Raw genomic sequence first — 21,536 nt, forward strand, 5'->3', positions numbered from 1 at the left:
CGTCATTTTAAATAGGTGAGACTTTAAAGCCTCACCTATTTTGATACCAAATCTAATAAAGGAAGTGTTTAAAATGGAAGGCAATAAACGTGTAAATATAAAACTTGGAATAAAAGTTAAGATTGTAGAAAAACAAAATCAAAGGACAGACATCTTAACTGAGGGCATTGTAAAAGATATACTTACAAACTCTCCAAACCATCCTCATGGAATAAAGGTTAGGCTGGAGAGCGGTAAGGTTGGAAGAGTAAAATCTATTATAGCTTAAACTTTGCTATTTCTAGATTTAATTTATTTGTGACACTATTAAAGTTATCTGCCATATTTAGTATTTGCTGTATAATGGCAGATTGCTCTTCTATAGATGCACTTATTTCTTGTGCTCCAGCTGAAGATTGTTCAGATATTGCAGCTATATTTTGTATTGATTTGACTACATCTTCTTTATCCATTGTTATATCTACAATATCTTTGCCAAGCACTTCTACCTGATTTACAATCTTTAATACAAAATCTGAAATATTCTTAAAATCTATTTCTGTATCATCTATAACTTTTCTGAGTTCTGTTATTGTTTCTCCTGCTAATACCATACCCTGATTAGTTTCTTCTATTTCATTTTGTACATTTCTTACAATTTCTACTATTTGTCCAGAAGACTCATTTGTTGCATGAGCAAGCCTTCTTATCTCATCTGCAACTACTGCAAATCCTTTGCCATGTTCTCCAGCGCGGGCAGCTTCTATTGTTGCATTAAGAGATAGTAAGTTTACATGTTCTGCAATTTCTCCTATTTTATTTGAAATATCTCCTATAGCTTTAGAGTTTTCTAATAAAGAGACTACACTATCTGCTACTTTACCTGCTATCTTATCATTATCAGCCATTTTTACATTTAAAAGACTTACAGAATGTGATCCCTTTTGAGTTGAAACTCTAGTTTCATCTATATATTCCTCCATAAGTTTAGCATTTGTATTAACTCCATCTATTTTTCTAGATAAACTTACAAGTCTATTTAACCCTTCTTCAGTATTTCTTGCCTGTTCACTTGTCGCTTGTGCCATCTCTTCTACAGTTTTAGCAACTTCATCTATAGATTTAGACGTTTCATCTATAGATGATGTGAGCTTATTTGAATCATTTGATACTTCACTTGAAATGTTTAATATAGAGTTTATGATATTTATAAGTTTTGTTTTCATATTTATTATACTTATTCTCATACTTCCTATTTCATCTTTTCTACTAGATAAATTTGTATTTTCTCCATCTAAACTTAATTCTAAATCTCCTACTTTGTTTATTTCATCTGAAAGAGAAATAATAGGATTTGATAAAGACTTTCCAACAAATATAGATATTATAACAACAAAAATCAAGCTTGAAATCCCCACATATATCAGAGTACTCAACATATTTTTTAGAGGTTTATATATAATATCTTTTGGAATTTTAGTCACCATGCTCCAGCCATTTGAAATTTCTATTTTGTTGTAATATGCATTTATAGTGGTACCCTTTTGAGAGTAGGACACAAAATTATTATCTCCATTTAATATTTCTTTTGATGCTTTAACTAAGTCTTCACCAACTTCATTTGATTTAATGGAGATATTCTCCTTCATTACAATATCTTTGTTTGGGTGAGCTAGTACTAGTCCTTCATTATCTATTATAAAAGAATATCTTTCTTCTTTTACTGAAGAAAATTCTTCAATTATTGAAGATAATTTGTTTAAATCAAGAGATCCTGCTAATACACCTACTATTTTTCCACTATGATCCTTTATAGGAGAGGCAATAACAGAAATAGGTTTACCTGTAGTTTTTGAATTTACAACATTTGAAAGTACAGTCTCTCCCTTTAATACTTCTTTAAAATAATCTCTATCTTTTATATTCCCAACATTATTAGTATCTCTAGTAGATATATAGTCTCCATTTAAGTCTGCTATAAAAAACACATCATAGATATCCTTCTTATCTTCTATATCATTTTTTAGATATTCTACAGCGCTTTCTATATTCATCTCTTTTACCAATGGATTTATAGAATGAGATTCTACATATTTTATCCTTTCTTCCAACCAGGTTGATATTGTCTCAGACTGAAACTTTACACTTTCTCTCATCTTATCATCCACTAAATTCGATACTATACCAGATGATGAAATATATGACACTGATATGCTTGAAACTATAGATAATATACATATAATAATCATTGTTGAAATTATTTTAAATTTAATACTTTTAAATCTACCACTCTTTTCCTTACTCATTTTAGCACTCCTCACATATCATATTTTTTTTCGTACTTCAAATTATAATATGTAAAAAGTGTGGGGCTTGCCACTACTATAAACAATTTTTATATATAGAATTTTTCCTTTATTTGTAACAAGTTTCTCCTAAATTAATATAATATATTAAGCATGAGGATATGCTAAAAAGATATTAGGAGGTAACTAAAATGGCTGAAAAACAAGGACTATTTGGTGGCGGAGGATGTGGAATAGATAGTGAATTACTATTCTTCTTTTTACTTTTAGTAGTATTATTTATGCCTTACGGTGGTTGTAAATACTAGTTTTTAAAAAATGCGTGTTGAACTTAAAAGTTCAACACGCATTTTACTTTATTGCTTACAATTATAAAATATTTTAATAGATAAACTGTATTTGTTTGTTTTATCCTCTTACTCTTTCTCCTTTTGGGTCGTAGAACATTCTCTCTTGAAGAGTTACCTCTACTTCTCCATCAGAAGTTACTATAACTACCTTATCTCCCTTATTAGCCTTACTATCTACTAAAGCATAGCCTATATACTCATCAACAGTATATCCATAAGTGTATTTTGTAACCTCTCCTATTGTTTCTCCATTTAATTTTACTTTATTTCCTTTTTCTATCTTTGCATCTTTATCTCCTACTTTAAATCCAAGAAGATTTCTCTTTGGTCCTTCTTCTTTTAATACACAGAGCTTTTGCTTACCAATAAAGTCTTTCTCACAGTCTACTGACCATTCAAGACCTAGTTCTACAGGATTTGCACCTAAAAAATCAGCAGAGGTAATATATCCTTTTTCTGTTGGAAGACTTGAAACTATTACATCAGTTGTTATCTCTTCTAAATCATAAGACTTTCCTTTTTCTTTTAATTTATCTACAATCTTATCTGTATATTTTGGATCAAAGTGTAATTCATATCCTAATTCCCCAGTAAAACCTGTCCTTGAAGCCATAACATATATATCATCTACTTTTGTCTCTTTAAATTGAAAATATCCTAAATCATCTACACTATCTTCTAATATATCATTTAATACATCTTTTGATCTTGGCCCTTGAACGGCATATAGCGCTGTATTAGCTGTTATATCTTTAAAGTTTACATCTTTATCTCCTACATGATCTTTAAGCCATTTTGAAAGTTCTTTCATAAGTGCAGTTGTTATCCAGTACTTATCCTCTCCATAATAGAAAACTATTACATCATCTACTGTATTTGCATCTTCCTTTAAAATCGTAGTATATAAAGCATCACCTTTTTTCATATTTTCTACATCATTTACACAAACATAATCTAGAAAATCCTTAGCATCTTTTCCTGTTACTTCTAAAGTTTCGTGAGTAAAATCAAAAAATCCTACATTATTTCTTATAGCTTCATGTTCTTTTCTTAAAAGTTCTTGATTTTTCATATTTTTCTCCTTTCATTTGATTCCACAGTAACATTCTATTATTTTAATATATACCCTTCTTAATATAATTAAACTATTGTTTGTTTTATAACAATGTTTATAATCATTATACAAATTAACAAAAAATAAAAACGATAAAAGAAAGTACAATATTCTACCATCTTTTATCGTTTTTATTTTTTTATTTTATATATTTTCCTTACTTCTTTATGTTTAATTTAAACTTTCAAGAAGTTCTACAAGAAACTCCCATACTCTTTCAACTGATGAAATGCTTATATGTTCCTTTTGGGTATGAACATCATATATATTTGGTCCAAAGCTCAACATATCGGTATCTGGTAGAATTTGTTTTAATAGTCCACACTCAAGACCTGCATGAATTGCACTTACCTCTGCTTCCTTCTGGAACAAGTTTTTATAAACTTCTAGAGCTTTATCTCTTATCTTGGAATTTTCATCATATTGCCATGCTGGATATCTACCAGTTTCTTTTATTGCCCCTCCTGATTTTCTAGCTATGATTTCAAGCACATTTAAGACCTCTTGAAGTGAGCTACTAGAAGCAGATCTAACTGATGTTATTATCTCTATAGCATCTTCTTTTTCTTCAATGATAGCATTGTTTAAACTAGTTTGTACAAGACCTTCAATGTCCTTTGACATATATTGGACTCCATCTGGAGACATGATGATATAGTCCATTAGATTGTCACTTAGCTCTTTAGTATAAGATTTTTTTATCTTTACTTCACTTATCTCTATAGTCAAGCCTTCATCTTCTGCACGATATTCTTCTTTTAATTCTTTTGAAAACTCTTCTATAAGTTTCTTTAAGTCTTTTCTATCTTGGGTTAGAACACATGCACTGGCACTATTTGGGATTGCATTGTGTTTTGTTCCACCAGTAATCTTTGCAAGTGTTATATCATAACTTCTTCTACAATTATCTAAAATTCTGCCCAACAATTTTATGGCATTTGCCCTTTGTTTTACAATCTCCATACCAGAGTGCCCACCTTTAAGACCTGATATGCTTATCTCTAATCCGTCCTCATCTTGCTCTTCTTTTTCAAGCTCAAATCTAGTGATATTACTTGCTCCACCTGCACAGCTCACTAAAAGGATTCCCTCTTCTTCTGAATCTATATTTAAAAGCGTCTTACCTGATAGATGATCGTTTTTAAGACCATGAGCTCCATCCATTCCTGACTCTTCATTTGTAGTTACTAACAGTTCAAGTGGAGGATGTTTTAAGTCATTACTATCTAGTATAGCTAGCCCATAAGCTACTGCAATTCCATCATCTGCTCCTAGTGTTGTATCATTTGCTCTTAAAAAATCTCCTTCTACTATCATTTCAATGGGATCTTTTGTAAAGTCATGATCACTATCTTGTCCTTTTACACAAACCATATCCATGTGACCTTGTATTATAACAGGGTTTGCATTTTCATATCCTTTTGTTCCGCCCTTTTTAATGATAATATTGTTGAGTTCATCTTGATAAACTTCTAGTTTCCTCTCCTTGGCAAAGTCTACAAGAAAATCACTCACCCTTTTCTCATCATATGAACATCTTGGGATTTGATTTATTTCATAAAACCATTTAAAAACTTCTTGTGGTTCTATTTGTTTTAAATTTGTCATTTTATCACTCCTTGAATTTATCTCTACATTGTCTTTTTAACTATTTTAAAAAATTAAAGATATATTTTCACCTTTACTTATCTCTATTATTCTCTACAAACTTCTATCTCTTAATTCCTCTTATACTGTAGATTATAGCATCCCTATATTTAGTGAAGTAAAACATAGATATAATAATTGTTATAAACTCTGCTATAGGAAGAGTTAACCATACTCCATCTATTCCTATAAATCTTGGAAGTATCCCTAAAACCATTACTATAAACACAAAACCTCTACCAAGGGAAATTATAAGAGATACTCTAGCATGTTCTTTGGACTGAATATATGAAGTTAAAACGATATTTAAACCCATAAAGATAAAGACTAAGAAATAGAGCCTTATTCCTCTAATTGTCATCTCCAAAAGTTCTTTATCTGCGTCTATAAATAGAGAAACTAAAAATTTTGGAAAAAATAGCCCTAAAGAATAAAATATAATACCAAGTCCTACTGATGTATAGATTGAAAGCTTGGCGGTTTCATATACCCTATCCATTTTTCCAGCTCCATAGTTATAACTTACTATTGGTTGAAGTGCCTGACCTATTCCTATAAATATAGATGCAAATATTAGAGATAGATTTGCTATTATACTATAGGCAGAAATTCCTATATCACCAGTTATACCAGATAGTGATAAATTAAATGCAAATATTACAATTCCGCCAGAGAGTTCTACTAAAAAGCTAGATCCTCCATTTGAGATTATTCTTCTTATAATATTCCAATTGGGTTTTGGAATTATAAATTTGATAGTATTATTTTTCTTTATAAAATGAGTACTAAGTATAATAAGTCCTATAATAGGAGCTAACCCTGTAGCAAATGCAGCACCTGCCATTCCCCATTTAAATTTAAATACAAATATATAGTCAAGTATTACATTCATAAGGCTTCCCGTAAGCATACCAATCATGGCAAGTTTTGGTGCTCCGTCATTTCTAACAAATATAGTCAAACCGACATTTAATAAAAAAGCTATACTAAAAGACATCAAAACACCAAGATAGTCCTTGACCATTGCAATTGTATCCTCTGATGCTCCCAATATATAGCAAAGTTCATCTAAGAAAAATATTCTAATAAAAGTAAATATAACTCCCGCAATAAAAGCCATTATCATAGATTTAGAAAATATATCATTTAATCCTTTTTCATCTCTTCTACCCTTATCTATAGAAAGTGCTGTAGCACCACCTATTCCAAATAAAAGTCCTACCCCATTTAGTATATTATTTATTGGAATAGATACATTTAATGCAGCAAGTCCAATACTCCCAAGACCTCTACCTATTATTATTGTATCTCCTAGTATATATAGTGATATTCCAAGCATACCACCGACACTTGGAATAAGATATTTTAAAAATATCTTTTTTATATCTCCCTCTAACAAATCAGATCTTTCCTTCAACAATTAACCCCCCTTGGACACGGGGACAGGTCCCGTGTCCATTTCCTATTTTAAAGTGATGCTTTTAGAATCATATTCTATTAATCCTTCATCTTCCATCTTTTTAAGTTCTCTTTGAAGGGAAGGTCTTTCTATCCCAAATCTATCTGCCAATTCTTTCTTTGATAATGTAAGGATTATAGTTCTACTCCCTTGCCTATTTATTTCTAGTTGTAAGAAGTCCATTATCTTTTCTCTTATTGACTTTCTTGCTAGTGAATGAATTTTAGTAGTTAGAACTAAAGCTTTATCAGAAAGAAGCTCTAATAAATTAACTAAAAAATCTTTATCCATCTGACATAGATTTAAAACCATATCTTTTTTCATACGAAGTAATTTAGTATCAGTTTTGGCAATTAGAGTCATAGGATATTCGTTTCTATTTGAGAAAATTAAATTTCCACCTAGCATATCTCCCTTACCCAAAGAAACTATAGAAAGTACATTTCCATTTTCATCTATATTTTGAACTATAACTTTTCCATCTAATATTATATCCATAGTATTTGCCTTTTCATTTTGTAAGTATATTATCTGACCCTTTGTAAAACTTTGAATAAAAGCTTCTCTTTCTAATAATTGTGTTAGATCTTCTCTTTCTAGTCCATTAAAAAGCGGTATCATAGTTAAGAAGTGGATATAACTTAATATTTTCATAAAAAACCTCCAAAAAGTAACTCAAGTTACTTTTTATTATAACAGAATATATTAATATAGAGAAGTAAGATATAGAAAAGGAGTGGTTTTATGGATATATTTACTATTGTACTTTGGGTAGTTACACTTATTTGGTTTATTTACTCTATGATAAAAGATAAAAGAAAAACTTTAGATGCAATGAAAAAATCAAAGGGTATGATGGGGAGTATGTTACCTCAAATATTAGGAATACTTTTTTTAATAGGTTTGATTCTTGCATTTATTCCACCTGAGATGATAAAAAATTATCTTGGTGGATCAAATCCACTACTGGCTACAGTGATCTCAGCATTAGTTGGAAGCATAACTCTTATTCCTGCTTTTGTGGCATTTCCACTTGTTGGTTCTATGGTTGACATGGGTGCTAGCGTAATGCCGGCAGTAGCGTTTCTAACTACCCTAACTATGGTAGGTTTAGTAACGTTTAATCTTGAAAGAAAAGAATTTGGGACTAAATTTGCGCTATCTAGAAACTTACTAAGTTTTGGGTTTGCAATAGCTATTTCTCTATTGATGGGGGTTGTAATATGATAAATAAAATAAAGAACAATCTATTTTTATTTGGAATACTTGGTTTATATTTATTACTTTTTATTGTAAATATGGAAAAAGGCATGGTAGCACTTGGAAATACAGTTTATTATTTAAAGGAAATGTTGATAATTATGCCTGTAGTCTTTCTGTTAACAGCTTTAATAGATGCATGGGTTCCTAAAAATATGATCATGAAAGCATTGGGAGATAATTCAGGAATTAAAGGATCTTTTACTGCTTTAGCTCTTGGCAGTATTTCAGCCGGTCCCATATACGCAGCCTTTCCAGTAGCAAAGACTTTACTAAAAAAGGGTGCAAGTGTAGGAAATATAGTTGTAATATTGAGTGCATGGGCAGTTATAAAGATCCCAATGCTGGCAAATGAAGTAAAGTTCTTAGGTCCTAAGTTTATGATTGCTAGGTGGATATTTACTGTTACGGCAATTTTTATAATGGGATATATCACATCTAAAATAGTAAAAATAGACGATATACCTTTTAGAGAAGAAACCATAAAGGAGGGGGAGATAACAATAGATAAAGAAACTTGTATCGGATGCAGTATATGTGCAAAAACTTCTCCTGACTATTTCTTAATGGATGAAAATAAAGGTAAAAAGATAGCTGTAAATAAAAGGGATTATATGAGATTAGAAGATAAAAAAGAAGTTATCGAGTCAAGAGATAAATGTCCTGTGAGTGCAATACAAATTGGAGAAACTGAAAAAGCTTAAAAGGCAAGGGACTTTCCCTTGTCTTTTAAGCTTTAAAATTATATATAGGTTTAATTATATCTATTATCTCTACGGTTTCATTTAAAAAATCCAATATATCTTCTATTTTCTTGTAGGCCTTAGGGCTTTCATCTAATGTTCCCTGGTGAACGGATGTAGAGTATATGCCTTTCATAGATTCTTTAAATTCTTCTAAATCTATCTTTTCCCTTGCTTCGCTTCTACTTAAAAGTCTTCCTGCACCATGTGGTGCTGAATAGTTCCAATCAGGATTTCCCTTGCCACGTCCCAAGATTGAACCATCTCTCATATTTATAGGAATAAGTACCTTTTCACCTTCATAGGCTGAAATTGCACCTTTTCTTATAATATTATCTTTAAAGTTTATATAGTTATGAACTGTCTCAAACCATGAAAATTCTTCTAAACCTTTTCCAAATAGTTCCTGAACTATTGTACTTGCCATGGTTTGCCTATTTAAACTTGCATATTCTTGACATATCCTCATATCGTGAATATATTTTTCTCTATATTCCCCAGTTAGATAGCATAGATTTTTTGGATAGTCAGGTTTTAATCCTAGATAATCTTTTTTTAGTTCATTTAGAGCATTTTTTATCTCTTTTTTCTTTCCTTTTTTCTTAAAACTTTCTATTATCTCATCTCTTTTAATAAAATATTCTTCTTTTCCACTACAAAGGTCTACCGCTAATCTTTGATATATTTCTGCTACTTGTTTTCCAAGATTTCGGCTTCCTGAATGTATTACAAGATACTTATTGTCTTTACTATCTACTCCAACTTCCACAAAATGGTTTCCGCCCCCAAGTGTTCCTATGCTTCTTTCAATTCTTTTAGTATCTTTTAATTCTCTAAATACATATAGGTCTTCTAATCTGTCAAATTTAACTTTTCTTCCTTCATGAACATTTTTTCCTGATGGGATCTTTTGTCTTATTATCTTATCAAGTTTTGAAGGGTCTATATCTCTATCCTCAAGTTCAACTGTAATCATTCCGCAGGAAATATCTACACCTACAATATTGGGAATTACCTTATCTCCCATATCCGCAGTAAAACCTATAACGCACCCCATCCCTTGATGGACATCTGGCATTATCCTCACATTTGATCCTTCTAGAAAGTCTTGGTTTAAAAGTTCTATTATCTGGTCTTTAGCTCCATCTTCAAGAACTTTAGCAAAAACTTTAGCCGTTGCATATTTTCCTTCTAATTTCATTAATTCACCTCTTACTTAATTTATTTACAAAACTCTATCGATTATATCATATAAGAACATTTACAACTAAAAAATAATGGACAAGGTACCTGTCCCCTTGTCCATTATTTTCTATCTAGAAAGGAATAGATGATAACTCCTATTATAACTGAAAAATATATTATTAAATTATTTAAACTTATACCTGAAAACAAAAATAAAAAAAGAATTATATTGCCAAAGAGGAGTTGTGCTGATCTTGCTTTTTTTACTTCTAGTAGATTACCTTTATCATCTACTATTCCTTCATTTTTAATAAAATTTACTGCCATTAAAAATACAAATACACCTACTATTGTAAAGATATTTATTTTATTGGAAAAATCAATATCTTGGGCAGATAAATATCTAAAATAAGAGTTTTCAACTAAAAAAACAGATGCTGCAATAATTAAAGATATTAAAGCCATTTTAGACTTTCCTTTAATCTTAACTATGTAGACCATAGCAAGTACAAATGCAGCCACATATATACTACTTTTATGGATTATAGATAGATATATACTAAAACCTAATACTAAAAACACATCTAATGAACTTACATCTTTACCTGATATTTCATTTACCATTCTAAGTAATAGTATTATCCAAAACAAAACTAAAAGATTAATCTTTTCATAATAAAATAAATTTACCAAGCTTAAAGCTGTACATAAAAAAGCTGAATACTCATGTTTTGGATCTACTTCCCTAGCCAGTGCCCATGTTAGAAATGTTCCCACTCCTAAATATAATGCAGAAATAACATCCTTTGTAATAAAATAACCAATAGTTACAACTATGGCGGAAATTATTAATATTAGTTTATTAGTTTGATAATTAATATCAATCTTTCTACCTAAAGTAAAATCAAGCATATAATCCCTCCTTATTTTAAACTCTTTATCTATAATTATATCACTTTATCTATATGAAGACTATTATTTAACCATTTATATATGATATTATCTATATATAAATTTATGTCAAAATACAGGAAAAAATAGGGACAAGTTTATTGCCCCTATTTTTTCCTTCCCCATTTCATTTCTATACCCTTAGTATCGTATTTTTTTCTCTTAGCGGTTATTTCCTCAATTGTTATAGAGTATATGCTTGTTACGCTAAGTGATGATTTTATAGCTGCATCAAAATACTTCATCTTTGTAGGAGTATATTTTTCACATATAAGTTTCATACCTTTGATCTTTTCTTCTATATCTTCTATAAGTTTTACATTTCCCTTAACTATTGCAGATTCAAATTCAGTTGTAAAAACACCACTTATAAATTGAGCTGCCTTTGAAGGGTCCGTATTCATCAGTTCCAATTCTTCATCTGTATAGATTTCAGGAACTTTTACCTCTCCCACAAATGATACACTTACATTTGGTTTTTTCTCTAGTGCTTCTACCTTTTTACCCTTCATACCAGTGTGAAAATAAAGCATATCTCTATCTCTTACAATAGAAAGAGGTATTCCGTAAGGCTTACCTTCTTCATCTATCATGGATAGAATTCCATAGTCTGATTTATCAATTATATCAAGACCAAATTCTCTATCCATTTCCCTATCTTTTCTTCTCATAATTTATCTCTCCTTTAAAGTTTATTGTTAAAATATCTTCCCAATAAGCGTTCTTTTTTAAAATTATGCCTCTTGTCCATTTATTAAATAGTGCTTTTGACCACTTTTACAAGTTCTTCAATGCTAGTATAAATTCCACCTTTTGACTTCTTTATAAGTCCTATTACAAAGAGATTTCTATACATAAACTGGTTTTCTGTTCCATCTTTTAAAAGTATTTCTATTTTTTTACTATTATCTCTTCCCAGCTGTCGTACATCTGAGTATAGTGCAAATATAGGCTTGCCTGTCATATAAAAAGCTCCTATTTCTGCTGCTACTCCACTATCTATTTCAATACCATCTATAACTGCTATTAAAAAATCACTTTCTTCTAACCTATCCATGTCTGCACCTGCGATAGTTACTGAATCTGCAAAGGAGTTTTTGTCATTTATTGCATCATTTTCTTGAGGAACGTAGAGTTCTATCCCTTCTATCTCTTTTCTAACTTCTTTTGCTATTAATTCATTTACAAGTCTATCACCTATACTAAATAATCCGTTTGCTAAATACGATTTCATTTTTTCCTCCTTTTAATTTCTTTAATTTTATTATTCTATAATTTACTCTTACCCTTATAATATATTGTCCTTGATATAACAAAACTGTTTTTTCTCGAAAACTCTCTATTAAAATATTCAAAGTATGCTCCCGGAGATATAAGTCCTTGAATTTTTACAATATCTATTCCTGCTTGACCAACTATACTATCTGCTAAAAGGACACAATTTGTATGAAGAGCAAAATAAGTTTTAAATGGACCTTTTATAAATTTATAAAACTTACTCTTAAGATTTTTATAGACTACACTTGCATAGTCTTTTCGAGGTGTTTCAGGGACTATCCCTCTTTCTTCATCTATCTTACTTTGAGGTTTCCATTCATATAAGTTTTTATAGATTTCTTCTATCTTTTCTCTCACTCTATCCTTTTGTTCTTCAGTCAGTTTTAACCCAAAACCAAATAGAGTTTTATCATTATTCTTTTGAGAAAAGCTTATATATTTTTCTTTGTCCATAACTTCTATTAAAACACCATCTGATATAATTCCTCCCAGTTTATAAGTTGATTCATCATAGGTACCGTAAGTAAAGACTTTATCTTCAAACCAAATATCAACATGACCAAATGCAGCGACACCTTTTTCTGCTACATGTATCAGTACTTCTAAGTCAAAGGGAATGTTTTCTTTAAATACAGAAAAATCATTTTTATCTACCTTTTCAGTTTCAAATGCCTTATTAATTTTCATTAAAATCTTATGTGGAATAAGTGCCACCATAAATACAGGTAAGCTAATTCTTATTCTTCTTTTAAAAGAGTCCTTTGTCTCCCTTGATGTTCCTTCTAAAAGAGCATCTCCAAGAAATGAAATTCCATATAGCATAAAAAATATACCAATAGCATTTGAAATAGGTAGTATCGATGCTAGAGGATGAACTATTATCATTATACCAAAAGCTACCAAAATAATAGCCTCCAATACAATAAATGATCTTCTCTCCACCCTATTTCTCTTATACTGCATATAGATTAAAAACCTTATAATTCCACTAAAAAGTGCATATATTCCAAAAAATATAGGAAGAATTGCAACAACAAGTTCAGGTTTAAAATATACTATAAGAGCCAGGCAAAAGTTAATAAAAAATCCAAAGATTCTAGAAATAGAAGTAAGTCTACTTTTTCTAAGAGGTGTAAATCCTACTAACTGAAAAATAGCAGCAATAGAAAGAAGTATAACAAGTAAATTTAGTAAGTTCTTAACTGCAAATATAAGAGTAGTTTTTTGTGTCAAAAACAATATACCAAGTATTAAATATAAAAGACCTGAGAAAATCATCGAGTAAATATCAATATTTTTTATCCTTAACTGTTTTATATCCATACAAACACAACCTCTTTAAGTTTCTTTACTTTTATTATATCAGTTTTCCATTTAATTTTGACAAATAATATTTTAATATTAAATATAATAATAAATCTCCCCTTTGACTATAATTCTTTACCTTATTGTAATTTTATAAGTAATAAATAAGGGTATATATTTATTAAAGGATGGTGTTTTTTATGAAAACTAAATTTAAAATTTCATTATTTTTATTGACCTTATTTCTTATATTGGGCGCAGTAAGTGACTTAACATATGCACAAGAATTACCCAATGTAAATTTAACTTATTTACAAAGAGGACAAGCTGTAAAAGATCTCCAAAGTGCACTAAATAAAATAGGTTATAAGTTAGATGTAGATGGAGTTTATGGTCCTAATACTAGATCAGCTATCTTAGACTTCCAAAGAAAATATCCAAGCTTAGTTGATGATGGAAAATATGGACCTAAAACTAGGGCGGTATTGATGAAAGTTTTAAAAAATGGTCCTGTTGATGAGATCCCTATTAAAGGTAAGATTGCATATTTAACTTTTGATGACGGTCCATCAAAAACTATAACACCAAAAATACTACAAATATTAGATAAGTATGATATAAAAGCTACATTTTTTATATTGGGCAATATGGCAGAACAGAATCCGGCTATATTAAAAACAATAAATTCAAAAGGTCATTCTATAGGACATCACTCTTATAGTCATAAATATAAATATATATATTCTAACATGGATAATTTTTGGGGTGAAATAAATAGAACTGAAAAAATCTTAAAAAAACAATTGGGAAATAACTTCCATACACATCTTTTAAGATTACCTGGCGGTTCATTTGAAGCTTATAAAAAACCATATAAAAAATCTGCGATAGATAAAGGTTATAGAGTTTACGATTGGAACGCCTTAAATGGAGATTCAGAAGCTAAAAATGTATCAGTTAATAGACAAATGGCACGTATAAAAGAAACTGTAAAGGGTCAAAGTGAATTAATTGTTTTAATGCACGATAGTAATGGTAAAGAAAATACTATAAAGGCCCTTCCACAAATAATAGAGTATTTAAAGAGTAAGGGTTATAGTTTTAAGGCATTATCACAATAAAAAGGGCTGTTTCATAAATTTGACTAGTTTATGAAACAGCCCTTTTTATACTTTATAATTCTTCCATCTCAACAAGCTCTTGTTTTACATTTAAATGAGCATATAATAGACCTTCATCATCGTACTCAAATTCGCCTCTTTGATTATCTATTGGATCTGCTCTTAAGTGTTTCTTAGGATTGGCAAATGGAAATTGAATCTTTGAATTGGCAGGCATTCTAAAGATATCTAAATTGCCAAAATAATAATCCCATCTTTCATAGTTTCCTTCTCTCCAAGCACTTCCGCCAAAAGAAAGATCTGCAAATACCCAGCCATAAGGATCTACATAGAACTCTGCCCAATCGTGGCATCCTGTATATGCTTTAGATACATATAATCCTGATTGCCATTTAGCAGGTATACCACACATTCTGAAAAGAGTGATAAATAAAATTGCTTGTACTCCACAATCACCCTTTTGATTTACAGCAGCATACTCGGAGATATTATCTATTGTAAAATATTCTCTCATAAAAGAGTACATCACTTTAGTAGTTACAAAATCATATATTTTTCTTGCGCATATGATTAGATTTGTTTCTCCCTCAAGGATTTCTTCTAATAAAAGTTTTAAATAAGGAGTAAAAGCAATATGAGGATATTCTTCTTGAAGCTCTTCTTTATTTGTAGATGGTTTTGATTTTTCAGGATCTAATTTAACATATTTTATATCGTTTATATAAGAATATTCTACAAAAAATTCTTTATCCTTTTGGAGTTTGGTTTCAAAAAATATAGTTCTTTGAGGGGAATCTTCTACATCTATATTTGATACTTCCTCACTATGGTCTAATATTTTAATGCTGGAGATCTCCCTTGTAGCCCTTGGAATTGGAAGATGAACACGAACATTTTCTCCTACCTTTTCAAACTCCTCTTTAACCCCTATAGATGAGCGTAAAGTTATCTTTACTTTTCTTGAACCCTTTTCTTTCATTATCTCTATATTTTCATCTAACTCATTTTTTCTTAAACTCTGAACTGAGTCTTCTTTCCTTTCAAGATTGCGATCCTTATATTCAGGATTTACTTTAAATAGATTTTGAAGAAATCTTCTTTGATAGTGTACTTTACCATCTATGTATATCCAATCTACTGCTCCTTTTTCCCTTAGCTCTTGAAGTTCGTCATCTTCAAAGTTTTCAATGGACGATTTCATCATTTCTATAGCCTTTTTTTCATCAAATGGATACTCGTTTACTCCAACTACCTTTATAATATCTTTTTCAATTTCCAATCTCTTTCTTAAAGCTTTTGGTATATCTTTAGATAAAAGATTTTCGATTAGTTTATCTGCCAAATTGAAATCTCCATATAATTTTAACTTTTCCACATCTTCTGGAAGAGGTACTGACAAATATTTTAAATCATATTTCATTTTTATTCCCCTTTCACACATCTATATATTAAAGTATACTATGCTTTGCATAATATTTCTATATAATATAATGCACAAGAGATAGACTCTTGTACATTATATTAATCTTTAATACTTGGAAGTTCTTTAGCAAATCTATAAAAGTCTTTATAATTACCTTTATAATCTATATTTTTATCTTCTTGTATATCTCCTATAATATAGTCATCTATTAAATAGGTGCTTACACCAATTTCATTTACTATCATGTCTTCTTTTACATCATTTCCCACCATAAGGCAGTTTTCTGGATTCTTATCTATATTGTGTAAAATCTCTCTATAAAAGTCTAGATTAGGTTTGCAAAAATGCATATCTTCAAAATTTGTAATAAATATAAAATCTTCTCCATTAAGACCTGCCCAGTCTATTCTATTTAATACTGCTGATATTGGAAATAGTGGATTTGTGGCTACTACAAGGTCATATCCTTTTTCTTTTAATATATTTACCGATTTTATCATATTATCATTTTTTTCACTTACATCTTTGATTTTATTAAAATCTCTCTCATAAAACTCATCAAATATAGGATTTAAAACTTCCGCTTTATGATCTACATTTTTATAAAAATCTTCAAAAAATGAATCTCTATTAGTCTTGTCTAGCTCCATGTTTTTCATCATATATTTTGTTGAAGACCACATATGTTTGAATACTTCCTCGGGAGTAAAGTAATCTTTTAATTTTATAGATAATTCTTTAAAATATTTTTTAGTAAAAAGTTCTGTATCCATTGGTAAAAGTGTTCCATCTAAGTCAAACATTATTGTATTTATCATTATATTACACCTTTCTCTCTAAGTTTGTTAATTTATATTATATCAGTGAATTTGTCTTTTATCAAAAATTGTTTAAATAGAATATAAATAAGGCCCCATTTGTGATATGGCAGCCTTGTTTATATTTTATTTGCAAGAAGGATTTACTTGCATTGTCTTTAAATTTTCCATTATTAAATCATCTAGCTTATCCTTTTTAAGACCTGTTAATATTTCCATACCTTCATCAATATGCTCGATTGCATATATATTAAATTTCCCTTCATTTACAGATTGTATTACTTCATCTTTTAACATTAAGTTCTTCACATTTTTCTTTGGAATCATAACTCCTTGAATACCTGTAAGCCCTTTTTTCTTACATATTTCATAGAAGCCTTCTATTTTTTCATTTACTCCACCAATTGGCTGGATTTCACCTCTTTGATTGACTGAGCCTGTAACTGCTATATATTGTTTAATTGGAACCTTTGCCATAGAAGATAATATAGCATAGAGTTCTGTACTAGAAGCACTATCACCATCTATTATAGAGTAGTTCTGCTCAAAGCCTATAGATATTGAGATACCAAGGGGTTTCTTAGTAGCATAATTTTGACCTAAGTATCCACTTAAAATCAATACACCCTTATTGTGGTGTTTACCACTTTGATCTGATTCTCTCTCTATATTTATAATACCTTCTTCTCCACTATAGACTGAGGCTGTTATCCTGCTTGGTTTTCCAAATACATGGTCACCTACACCTAGTACAGCAAGACCATTTATTTGCCCTACCTTTTCACCATCTAAGTCTATTAGTATAGTTTCTTCTTCAAACATTTCGTTTAACTTCTCTTCATACTTATTAGAGCGGTAGATCTTTTCATCTATAGCCTTTTGTATGTGTCTATCAGTAATTATATCGCTACTTTCCATATTAGCCCAAAAGTTAGATTCATATAGTATTTCCACAATCTTGTTAAACTCTGTACTCATCTTATTTTGATGCTCAGCTAACCGTGAAGTATATTCGATAAGTCTACATACCGCCGTTCTATCTAAGGGTTTAAGTTTGTTTTTCTGACAGTGGGTTGCTATAAATTCAGTCATCAACTCTATATTAGATTTATCCTTTTTCATCTCTATATCAAAATCAGCTTTGATCTTAAAAAGCTTTCTAAAGTCATCATCATAAGCATACAGCATATTATAAATATATTCATCACCTATTATTATTACCTTTACATCAAGTGGTATTGGCTCTGGTTTAAGGCTTGATGTTACAGCATAGCCCATTAGTTTGTTTTGGTTTTCGATATTTATTTCATCAGTTTTAAGTGCACGTTTTAGCATTTCCCAAGATATTGGATTGCTTAAAATTTCTTTCATTTGAAATATTAGATACCCTCCATTTGCTAAATGAAGAGATCCCGGTTTTATTCGTGTAAAATCGGTAGCTAAAACTCCCATTTGACTTCTATATTCAATAGATCCCATAAGATTATAATAGATGGGATTGGACTCATTTATAACAGGTGCATGTTTAAGATTACTATTGTCGATAAAAAGATTTATACTATATCTTACAAAGAAACTATCCTCTTTATCCTTTGGAGAATCAAAGAAGGAAAAGTTATTTATAGGTCCATTCTTAAATCTATCTACATTTTCAAGTATATCTTCTTCAAGTTCATTTAAATATTTTACTATATCTTCATTTTCTTTATAATGTTTTATAAGCCTATCAATATTAAAACGAACTAAATCTGCCACTATCTTTTTGTCTAAATCCTTAATTCCCTGTACTAACTCTTCATCTGTTTCTCTTAATTTATTGAAGTCATCAATGGTTACAAGTTTAAGCTCATCATACTTTATCATCATCTTTTCTCGTTCTTCTACAGATAGGTTTTGAAAGTCTTCTTCATTCATAGGTCTATTATCTTTTAAAGCAATAGAAAACAATCCTTTTTCAGTAGGTGAATACATAAATCCATACTCTGCAGATTTCTCATTAAGCTTTTTTAAGATTTGTGTCTTTTTCTGATTTGCAATTCTGATAAAATCACTTCTTCTAGATTCATATTCCATACCTTTAAAGGTTTCAGGTATAAGTTTTCTAAGTTCTTCAACCGTACCCTCTACTTCTTCTTTAAAAGCTTTCCCACTTCCAGGGGCCAAACTAATCGCCTGTGGTGATTCTTTCTTTTCAAAATTATAGACATAAATCCAATCCGATGGCACTGGCTCTTCTTTTGCAAATTCCCTAGCCATAGAATCAGTAAAGCTAGCCTTTCCTGTACCAGCCATACCAGCAACATAGATATGATATCCCTTTTCTTTTATTTGAAAACCAAAGTGTAATGCATTATTAGCCCTTGGCTGCCCTATAATCCCCTTAAAAGGCTTTAATTCTGCTGTAGTTTCAAATGTAAATTCATCTAGGTCACATTTTTTAGTTAGTTGTTTTGATTGCAATCTAAAATTATTAATCATTTTATCACCCCTATATATACTTATACCCCATAGTGGAAATTATATAGTTATTTATATGGATAAATTGATTGAAATGTTACATTTATATTTTCTCTTCTATAAATCTTTTAAGGTTCTTTATAAACTCCTTGCCTTTTTCTCCATCATAGTAGTCTACTGGAACATCTATTGTATTTAGATGTATATCTTCTTCGTTCATAGTTTTTATAATTTCTTCTACAGTAATCCCCGTTTCCCCATATATACCACAACTTGGACTACTATTTATTCCTATAAGCCCTATAATTTTATAATCATGATCCAGATATTCTCTTATAATCTTAACAGTATCTAAACCTATTTCTCTAGAGAGTTCTCTATACTTATGAGTATCATATTCTTCTTTTGTCATTGGTTTTCTTCCAAGACCTAGATGTCTAAATTCTGGACATGGCAGTTGATGAATACCTATTCCATAATCCATTATTGTTTGTATTATATCTTTATAAGTACCCTTAGCTCTAGCTAGGGGAGATACTACTACATTTTGATTTAATATACAATTTGCTATAAATATTATTCTTTTACTTCTCTCCATATATCTATGCCCTTTCTGTATAACGCCTTGGTATCAATTTAATTAGAAATGCTACTAATACACAAGATGCAATTTTATCTACTATATTACTTGCAATTCTAGGTAAAAAGGCAGCAGTAAATACAGCTTGTCCTGCATTTGTAAGCCAAGTAAAAAATACATCATTAAAATCTCCAGTGATACCACCATATACATAAACAGCTATTGGTGTACCTATAAGAGGTGCTACTACTGCTAATATAAGCCCAGTTATTACTGCTGTAGGTAATGTAAACTTTTTATTTTTTGCTATAAATCCAACTATTAATCCAACTGCAATATTTACTAAAGCAAAAGGGATACTTTTAGGACTTGTTAAAACTCCTTGTATTAAATTTGTAAGTCCTCCTGTGAGCGCACCATAAAATGGTCCAAACACTACAGATGTAAATATTGTGCCGATAGTATCTAAGAATAACAATGGTATATTTATTATACCTGCCACTGTTCCAAGTATAATATTAATTGCTATTCCCACTGCTGAAAATACAAGTGCATAAGTATTATTGCTTCTCTTCATACAAATAAAACCTCCTTAAATTATTATGATATAATTATAACACAATAATTTAAGGATTTAAAGCATTGAAGTAAAGTATTTTTAAATTTAAATATTTATTTTAAAAGAGCGTTTGCAATAAGTTTATCAAATTCTCTAATATCTACACCCTTTTGAAGATTGATTTTAATATGTCCTGCTCTTGTCCAAAGTTCTACTTCAGCATTAAAATCTAGAAATTTTCCTGCATTTTCAGTAGACCACATATTGATTGAAGAATAAGGTAGGGAATATATTTCGATCTTCTTACCAGTAAGACCTTGACTATCTCTTATAATAAGTCTCTTATTTGTAAATACTGCACTATCTCGTAGTGTTCTATAAGCTGCAGTTGCCACTTCTCCTTCTACTAGCAAATCTTCTATATCTGCTGGAATAGGACACTTTGATACTAATGTCCAAGTTAACACATTACTCATTTCTGCCATTTATTTTCCCCTTTTCAAATAAATTTATATCATACATTATATCAAAAAATTTATCTTTATCAAAATTCTTTAAGTGTTCTTATGATAAACTATTATCTCTAAAAAATAAGCCTCGAGGATATTTACAAAACTTTCCTTGTAAATATCCTTAAGGCTTTTGCTTAGATAAATATATCTTTTATAGCGATTTTCAAGTCTTTAAATACTTTAGATTTAACTATATTGTCTTTAAAATATATTGTAGGCTCTGAATATTTTCCATCTTTGTCTAGTCAACTACTCCCACCTAAAGAGGATGGAAGCTTGTAACTCTACTACACGAAGTACAAACGATACTCTGTATCTCCTTCCTCAAGCGTAGGTTACGATAGGCTAGTTGACAGTAGCCCAGACCACAAAGTTTACTCTACGGTCTCTTTGGAGTTAGTTTCTATATACTCAATACCTTTTCTCCAAAGATTCATAGCTCCAATTCTATCATCATTAGATTGGTAACTACAGTTTTTACATTTAAAA

General features: G+C 30.0%; 20 protein-coding genes. 4 read left to right on the forward strand and 16 right to left on the reverse strand.

From position 1 onward, the window contains the following. Window positions 1-73: 73 nt before the first annotated feature. Window positions 74-268, forward strand: coding sequence for a YwbE family protein (locus tag TICRE_RS08675; protein WP_075727169.1), 195 nt, complete (start codon window positions 74-76; stop codon window positions 266-268). Here TICRE_RS08675 and TICRE_RS08680 read toward each other — a convergent pair. The 5 genes from TICRE_RS08680 to TICRE_RS08700 form a co-directional block, all read right to left on the reverse strand. Continuing rightward, window positions 258-2,285 (reverse strand): methyl-accepting chemotaxis protein, encoded by a 2,028-nt coding sequence (locus tag TICRE_RS08680; RefSeq protein WP_075727171.1) that lies wholly within the window; start codon window positions 2,283-2,285, stop codon window positions 258-260. The two genes, TICRE_RS08675 and TICRE_RS08680, sit on opposite strands and share 11 nt — an antisense overlap. Before the next feature lie 408 nt (window positions 2,286-2,693). Further along, a complete protein-coding gene (locus tag TICRE_RS08685) occupies window positions 2,694-3,707 on the reverse strand; it encodes an aminomethyltransferase family protein (RefSeq protein ID WP_075727173.1) in 1,014 nt (337 codons plus the stop codon). A gap of 213 nt (window positions 3,708-3,920) precedes the next feature. After that, window positions 3,921-5,357, reverse strand: a complete 1,437-nt coding sequence (locus tag TICRE_RS08690; protein ID WP_075727175.1) for an aminoacyl-histidine dipeptidase — start codon at window positions 5,355-5,357, stop codon at window positions 3,921-3,923. Between the two features lie 103 nt (window positions 5,358-5,460). Beyond that, window positions 5,461-6,813, reverse strand: coding sequence for an MATE family efflux transporter (locus TICRE_RS08695; RefSeq protein WP_075727177.1), 1,353 nt, complete (start codon window positions 6,811-6,813; stop codon window positions 5,461-5,463). 45 nt (window positions 6,814-6,858) lie between these two features. Continuing rightward, complete coding sequence (locus tag TICRE_RS08700) at window positions 6,859-7,509, reverse strand: Crp/Fnr family transcriptional regulator (RefSeq protein ID WP_075727179.1); 651 nt, start codon at window positions 7,507-7,509, stop codon at window positions 6,859-6,861. A gap of 90 nt (window positions 7,510-7,599) precedes the next feature. On the opposite strand from TICRE_RS08700, the gene TICRE_RS08705 reads away from it, so the two are divergent. Both TICRE_RS08705 and TICRE_RS08710 read left to right on the forward strand, forming a co-directional pair. After that, window positions 7,600-8,082 (forward strand): permease, encoded by a 483-nt coding sequence (locus TICRE_RS08705; protein WP_075727181.1) that lies wholly within the window; start codon window positions 7,600-7,602, stop codon window positions 8,080-8,082. Continuing rightward, a complete protein-coding gene (locus tag TICRE_RS08710) occupies window positions 8,079-8,819 on the forward strand; it encodes a permease (RefSeq protein WP_075727183.1) in 741 nt (246 codons plus the stop codon). The genes TICRE_RS08705 and TICRE_RS08710 overlap by 4 nt, the downstream gene beginning before the upstream one ends. A 25-nt stretch (window positions 8,820-8,844) precedes the next feature. On the opposite strand, the gene TICRE_RS08715 is transcribed toward TICRE_RS08710, so the two are convergent. The 5 genes from TICRE_RS08715 to TICRE_RS08735 all read right to left on the reverse strand — a co-directional run bounded on the left by TICRE_RS08715 (window position 8,845) and on the right by TICRE_RS08735 (window position 13,595). Continuing rightward, the gene (locus TICRE_RS08715) at window positions 8,845-10,059 is read right to left on the reverse strand and encodes an RtcB family protein (protein WP_075727185.1); all 1,215 of its coding nucleotides are present in this window, start codon (window positions 10,057-10,059) and stop codon (window positions 8,845-8,847) included. Between the two features lie 104 nt (window positions 10,060-10,163). Continuing rightward, a complete protein-coding gene (locus tag TICRE_RS08720; RefSeq protein ID WP_075727187.1) occupies window positions 10,164-10,955 on the reverse strand; it encodes a hypothetical protein in 792 nt (263 codons plus the stop codon). Between the two features lie 146 nt (window positions 10,956-11,101). Further along, entirely contained in the window at window positions 11,102-11,665 is a 564-nt protein-coding gene (locus TICRE_RS08725; protein ID WP_075727189.1) for a pyridoxamine 5'-phosphate oxidase family protein, read from the reverse strand. Window positions 11,666-11,748: 83 nt separating this feature from the next. Further along, entirely contained in the window at window positions 11,749-12,228 is a 480-nt protein-coding gene (locus TICRE_RS08730; protein WP_075727191.1) for a nucleoside 2-deoxyribosyltransferase, read from the reverse strand. A gap of 35 nt (window positions 12,229-12,263) precedes the next feature. Further along, window positions 12,264-13,595 (reverse strand): HdeD family acid-resistance protein, encoded by a 1,332-nt coding sequence (locus TICRE_RS08735; RefSeq protein WP_075727193.1) that lies wholly within the window; start codon window positions 13,593-13,595, stop codon window positions 12,264-12,266. A gap of 182 nt (window positions 13,596-13,777) precedes the next feature. Between TICRE_RS08735 and TICRE_RS08740 the strand changes: the two genes are divergently transcribed. Next, window positions 13,778-14,698: a polysaccharide deacetylase family protein gene (locus TICRE_RS08740; protein ID WP_075727195.1), complete on the forward strand. Its 921-nt coding sequence runs from the start codon at window positions 13,778-13,780 to the stop codon at window positions 14,696-14,698. 52 nt (window positions 14,699-14,750) lie between these two features. Here TICRE_RS08740 and TICRE_RS08745 read toward each other — a convergent pair whose 3' ends face one another. The 6 genes from TICRE_RS08745 to TICRE_RS08770 all read right to left on the reverse strand — a co-directional run bounded on the left by TICRE_RS08745 (window position 14,751) and on the right by TICRE_RS08770 (window position 21,020). Next, window positions 14,751-16,118 (reverse strand): transglutaminase-like domain-containing protein, encoded by a 1,368-nt coding sequence (locus TICRE_RS08745; RefSeq protein WP_075727197.1) that lies wholly within the window; start codon window positions 16,116-16,118, stop codon window positions 14,751-14,753. 101 nt (window positions 16,119-16,219) lie between these two features. After that, window positions 16,220-16,939, reverse strand: a complete 720-nt coding sequence (locus TICRE_RS08750) for an HAD family hydrolase (RefSeq protein WP_075727200.1) — start codon at window positions 16,937-16,939, stop codon at window positions 16,220-16,222. Between the two features lie 126 nt (window positions 16,940-17,065). After that, window positions 17,066-19,417, reverse strand: a complete 2,352-nt coding sequence (locus TICRE_RS08755; protein WP_075727202.1) for a Lon protease family protein — start codon at window positions 19,415-19,417, stop codon at window positions 17,066-17,068. Window positions 19,418-19,499: 82 nt separating this feature from the next. Continuing rightward, the gene (locus TICRE_RS08760) at window positions 19,500-19,994 is read right to left on the reverse strand and encodes a CD3072 family TudS-related putative desulfidase (protein WP_075727204.1); all 495 of its coding nucleotides are present in this window, start codon (window positions 19,992-19,994) and stop codon (window positions 19,500-19,502) included. A gap of 4 nt (window positions 19,995-19,998) precedes the next feature. After that, window positions 19,999-20,553: a CD3073 family putative ECF transporter S component gene (locus TICRE_RS08765; RefSeq protein WP_075727206.1), complete on the reverse strand. Its 555-nt coding sequence runs from the start codon at window positions 20,551-20,553 to the stop codon at window positions 19,999-20,001. A gap of 95 nt (window positions 20,554-20,648) precedes the next feature. Then, a complete protein-coding gene (locus TICRE_RS08770; protein ID WP_075727208.1) occupies window positions 20,649-21,020 on the reverse strand; it encodes a PH domain-containing protein in 372 nt (123 codons plus the stop codon). Between the last annotated feature and the right edge of the window lie 516 nt (window positions 21,021-21,536).

The organism is Tissierella creatinophila DSM 6911 (assembly GCF_001940565.1).
Taxonomy (GTDB): domain Bacteria; phylum Bacillota; class Clostridia; order Tissierellales; family Tissierellaceae; genus Tissierella_A; species Tissierella_A creatinophila.